The sequence below is a fragment of the Streptomyces sp. NPDC037421 genome (genome assembly GCF_055602105.1).
This window is the reverse complement of sequence record NZ_JBVJWV010000022.1, coordinates 1-4,633: the sequence shown is the minus strand read 5'-3', so window position 1 is coordinate 4,633 and position 4,633 is coordinate 1. Positions and strand designations below refer to the sequence as shown.

The following is a 4,633-nucleotide window of genomic DNA, read 5'->3' as shown; positions in this document are numbered from 1 at the left end:
CCTGCCGCGCCCCGGGCAGACAGCCGGCCCGGGGCGCGGCCGCCCGAGAGGAATCCCCTGTCGTGAACACCGCCGCCCTCCCCCCGCTCGACACCCCGCACCCGATCGTCCGCCCGCTGGACGCCGCCGGGGCCGCCTACCTACTGGCCAACGCGGACCGCCCCGAAGCCGCGGTGCCCGTCTCCGGCTCCCTGGTCCGCTCCGTACTCGGCGCCGCGCTGCGCACCGGCGGGGCCGCCGCCCTGGACCCGTGCGACGAGTCGCTGGTCCTGACGTACGGGCAGGGGGCGGGCACCGTGCCCGGGTTGCTCGGTCCCGTGTTCCGCGCCGTACCGTGCGAGCGACCGCCGCTGACCCCGTGCTGCGCCCGGTGCGGGCACTGGCGGGGCGAGCACGATCACCCGGCCGTACCGACCGCATGCACCCGCTACCGGCTGAGCATCGGCCTCGCCCGCTTTGCACTGCCCGAGCACGAAGGCGTCTCGTACGCGTGGGTGCGCCGCATCGGCCGGACACGGGTCCGCTTCGAGATCAGCGAGCCGACGCTCCGGTTCCCCGGCGGGGTTCTGACGGTGCACCGGTTCCCGGCCCCGGGCGACGGGCCGTACGAGTACGGGGCGCACTTCGCGCCGATCCCGCCGGAACGCCGCGCCGCCGTGCTGAAGCGGGCCCACGCCCGCGTTCACCCGCAGCCCTGCACCCCCTGACTCCTTCCACTCCCGCGCCCTGGAGGACGTTCCCGATGCCCGCTCTGATCCTGCTCGCCCCCGGCGAGAGCACCGAGTACCCCACCGGCCACGGCCGGATCCGCTTCCGGAAGTACGGGAGCGTCGACCGGGAGTTCGTCCGGGCAGCTGTCCACGCCGCCGAGCCGTCCGCCGACGGCGAGAGCCGCGTGGCCCTGGCCACGCTGCGCCCGGACGCCTACCCGTACGCGGGGGCGTGGCTGGCCGCCGTCGCCGAGTACGCCCCGGCCGTCGCCGACCACCGCAACCCGGAGGTTGCGCCCGGGTCGGTGCGGCTGCTGGCCCGGATGACGCGGACGCACGCCAACGGGGTGCCCCGAGAGTCGGACGGGTCGGTGGGCTGGAGCGTGCCGGGTGCGTCCACGCGGGTGTGGCCGGACGGGCGGGTGGAGGTGCAGCGGGCCGGCTGCGTGGTCCTGGCCGTGCGGCTGGAGGGGTCGGGGTGGGACTCGGCCCGGGTGGCGGCCGTCGCGGACGCGGGTCTGCGGCTCCTGTGCGCTCCGGAGGCACGGCACATGACCCGTACGTCACAGCCGTCGGGCTGGGCGTGGTCGTCTCTGTGGGCGGGGCGCTCGTTCGACGCAGCGTCGGAGGCGGTGTGTTCGTGTGGGTGGCGGGTGATGGCCGCGTCGCGGCTGGGGGCGCGCGGTGCGGCGGCCGAGCACATGCGGAAGGCCTTTGCCGAACCCCCTGTTGAGTAGTTGCGGACGTGGTGTACAGTTTTCATTGTTGGACGGCACGAGCAAGCCGGACCAGCGCAACGCTCCGAAACGCAACCAAAGGGGACACCTGTGTCCGCGTACTTGAACGAGATCATCAAGGGCCTCACCCCAAAGAGCCGCGCCGCCATCACCGCCACGGCGGCCGCCGCCGACGGCCGGGTCCCCAACATGGGTCCCGCAGCGATCCACGGCAACACCGTGGAGGCCCTGCACCGCAAGCGGCTGATCCGCGAAGTCACCAACCGCCACGGCGGCTTCAACTGGTGCGTCCTCACCTTCCTCGGAAAGCGCGTGGCCGCCGCTCTGGCCGACCACCCGGCGCGCCCGGTCAAGCCCGCCGCCCCGGCCGCCGCCGAGCCCGCCCCAGGGCACACGGAACGCCAGTACGAGGACGCTGCCGAGCTGTTCGCCGCGCTGCACCCGGCCGCAGAGGAACTGACCCGGGGCCTCCAGGACAACGCCCGGGACACCGTCCGGGAAGGCGGTCCGCACTTCACCGCCGCCGAGGTCTGGGGCCAGATCGGCCAGGAGCCCGGCCAGCGGCTCGCCTGGGACGCCGACGACAACCCGGAGGAGTGGGCGACCGCCGAGGGCTTCCTTACGGCGTGGACGCACATCAACCGCCTCGCGGCCGCCGGACCCGTGGACGTGGCCCGGTGGGACCAGCTGGTCACCGAGGCGCGCGACATCCTCGCCGCCGCGTCGACCCGCGTGGCGCCGGTCACGCTGGCCAAACAGCCGGCGTCGTGGCAGGTGCTCTGGTACGCCGAGTCCCCGCTGACCGGCGAGCAGTGGGCGGACCTGCCCGTGCACTCCGTCGTCCGCACCGCACAGCTCCGCGCGGGCCAGGACTGGAACGTCGTTGACGGACGGCTCGACGCGCGCGGCCTCAAGCGGTACGGCATCCGCGCGGTGAGCGCCGGAGACGCCCTCGTACAGGCTCGGGCCCGCTGGGAGCAGGAGGGGCCGTTCTCGGGCTGGTGGGCGTTCCTGGAGGACGAAGCGCCGCACATCGAGGACATGCGGGCCACGTACGACCCGACGCCCGAGAACGAGCGCGCCGCGTACGAGTACGCCGTGGCCGCCGTCGCCAACCCCCCACAGGGGTTGACCCTCACCGACCTGCGCGCCATCGCGAACGGTCAGCCCCTCCTCGCCTGACGGCATTCCCTCGGGCGGGAGCGCGCGACTGTAGCCGCTCCCGCCCCGCATCCTCCCCAACCCACTTCCGGCGCCGCGCGCCCCTGCCGTGCTGCGCCCTGCTCGAATCGGAGAATGCCGGTGTCCACCACCGTCTACGCCCCCTCGTTCAACAACTCCGTCCGCGACCTCGCCGACCACCCGGCCATTAACGACTTGGCCGCCGAACTCCTCGCCGCCCCGTCCGAGGTGATCGCGGACCTCACCACCGACGACGGCCGCCCCACCTACGCGTTCATCCTGGCGGCGAACGCCGAGTTCACCCAGCGGACCGGGGAGCACGGCCAGTTCATCGGGACCGTCGCGAACGCCGTCGTGGCCCGTCTTCACGTGCTGATCGACAGGGCGCAGGCCGAGGTCCGCGCGCTCCTGGCCGCCGCCGCCGACGGCGCCTGACCTCCCTCCGCCGGGTCCGGGGCCAGCAGCGCCCCGGACGCAAGGCCCCGGGCCCGGATAGCCACCACGCCCATGACCAGCAACCTGACCCCCGTCGCCGTCGTCCATGACGCCATCGCCGCGTACCGAGCGCTGAACGCCCGCCACCGCGCAGCCCTGAACGAGTACGCCGACGACGACGGGGATGTACCGGAGCACGCCATGCCCGCCTACGACGAAGACCGCTTCACCTACGCCCTGGAGGCGGACGACCAGCTTGACGCGGTGATCGCGGAGCTCACCGAAACGTTCGGCCTTCCCACCGACCGGCCGGTCACCGTGCTGGGCCAGTGGCATCGCAGGTTCGAGGTGACCCCGGGCCGGCTGGATGACGCCGCCCGCGAAGCGTTCACCCGTGGCCAGTGCCACGCCATGGCGCTCGCGCTGAACGAGGTCACCGGCTGGCCCACTACCGCGCTGCTCACGTCCGAGTGCTTCGGCATCGACTCCCTGTGCGCCGACGACGAGAGCGACGACGAGTGCCCGTGCCGGATCGGCCACATCGTCGTGACGCGGCCCGACGGCGCACACGTCGACATCAGCGGCGCCCACATTCCCGGCACGGTGCCGGACTGCGAGGACGCCCCCGCGCTCGCGATGACCGAAGCCCACTGGCAGGCCATCCGGACCACGCCCACGTGGCGCGAGGCGGACATGCCCGTCGCCCGCACGTTCGTCCGGCCGCTGCTTGCCCAGCTCGACGCCGCGCCTGCCCTGGTCGGCTGATCTCGTCTCTGCAACCCCGCCCCGCCCACCCTCCAGAAGGACCAGCCCATGCCTGCAACGCCCGCCCCAGACTCCGCCCCGACCGCCAGGTGGCAGCAGCTTGCCGACGCGCTGAACGAACTCGAACGCGACGGCTTCGCCCTCATGTTCGGAGACCGCATGGGACCGGAAACCAACTGGCGTACATCGCCCCACGTGTACTCCGGCACGCGGCCCGACGCGCCCCGAGCCGCCTGGGACCGCAAGAAGAAGAAGTGGGTCGTCGAGGAGCGCTAGAGCGCCCTCCTGCCCTCCTGACTCCCCGCGCCTCCCGGCACACCGCCGGGCGGCCCCACAGAGAGAAGAACTCCTGATGACCACGCCCACCCAGCCTGCATACCTCCCGGAGCTCGGCGCGTACCGGTACACGATCGGCGACTACGCCCTTGCAGCCGTCCACGCGCTCGGCGCCGGATGGGGAGGCGACTCCGGTCACCTCGGCGGCTCCGGCCTGATCTGGGGCCCGAACGTGCCCACGCTGCGCCTGGCCCTGGACGACGTGGACGACCTCGTGATCTACCGCCGGGACGACGCCTTCCCCGACATCCACCTCGTGACCCTGCCCGACGGCGCGCCCAGCAACGAGGACGACCTCCGCGCAGTCGGCAAGCTGCTCGCGCTGCTCATCGTCAACCGGTTCGTGAACTGACCCCACCCCCGCCCCGGGGGGGGGGGGGGGGGGGGGGGGGGGGGGCGCCACCCGGGGGGGGGGGGGGGGGGGGGTGTGGCATCTGCCTATTTAGTGGAGGTCTGTTTTGTTGGGAG

General features: G+C 73.4%; 7 protein-coding genes. All 7 read left to right on the top strand.

The window, feature by feature from the left end; all coding sequences use genetic code 11:
* The first annotated feature begins 62 nt into the window (after positions 1-62).
* The 7 genes from ACZ7IF_RS26540 (at position 63) to ACZ7IF_RS26510 (ending at position 4,517) form a co-directional block, all read left to right on the top strand.
* Positions 63-707, top strand: a complete 645-nt coding sequence (locus ACZ7IF_RS26540) for a hypothetical protein (protein ID WP_470975997.1) — start codon at positions 63-65, stop codon at positions 705-707.
* A gap of 35 nt (positions 708-742) precedes the next feature.
* A complete protein-coding gene (locus ACZ7IF_RS26535) occupies positions 743-1,447 on the top strand; it encodes a hypothetical protein (protein ID WP_470975995.1) in 705 nt (234 codons plus the stop codon).
* 90 nt (positions 1,448-1,537) lie between these two features.
* Positions 1,538-2,629 carry a hypothetical protein gene (locus ACZ7IF_RS26530; protein WP_470975992.1) on the top strand — a complete coding sequence of 364 codons (1,092 nt, stop codon included), beginning with the start codon at positions 1,538-1,540 and terminating at the stop codon, positions 2,627-2,629.
* A 114-nt stretch (positions 2,630-2,743) separates the two neighbouring features.
* Positions 2,744-3,064: a hypothetical protein gene (locus tag ACZ7IF_RS26525; protein ID WP_470975989.1), complete on the top strand. Its 321-nt coding sequence runs from the start codon at positions 2,744-2,746 to the stop codon at positions 3,062-3,064.
* 72 nt (positions 3,065-3,136) lie between these two features.
* Positions 3,137-3,829, top strand: coding sequence for a hypothetical protein (locus ACZ7IF_RS26520; RefSeq protein ID WP_470975986.1), 693 nt, complete (start codon positions 3,137-3,139; stop codon positions 3,827-3,829).
* Positions 3,830-3,877: 48 nt separating this feature from the next.
* Positions 3,878-4,105 (top strand): hypothetical protein, encoded by a 228-nt coding sequence (locus ACZ7IF_RS26515; RefSeq protein WP_470975983.1) that lies wholly within the window; start codon positions 3,878-3,880, stop codon positions 4,103-4,105.
* 76 nt (positions 4,106-4,181) lie between these two features.
* A complete protein-coding gene (locus ACZ7IF_RS26510; RefSeq protein ID WP_470975980.1) occupies positions 4,182-4,517 on the top strand; it encodes a hypothetical protein in 336 nt (111 codons plus the stop codon).
* Positions 4,518-4,633: the final 116 nt, after the last annotated feature.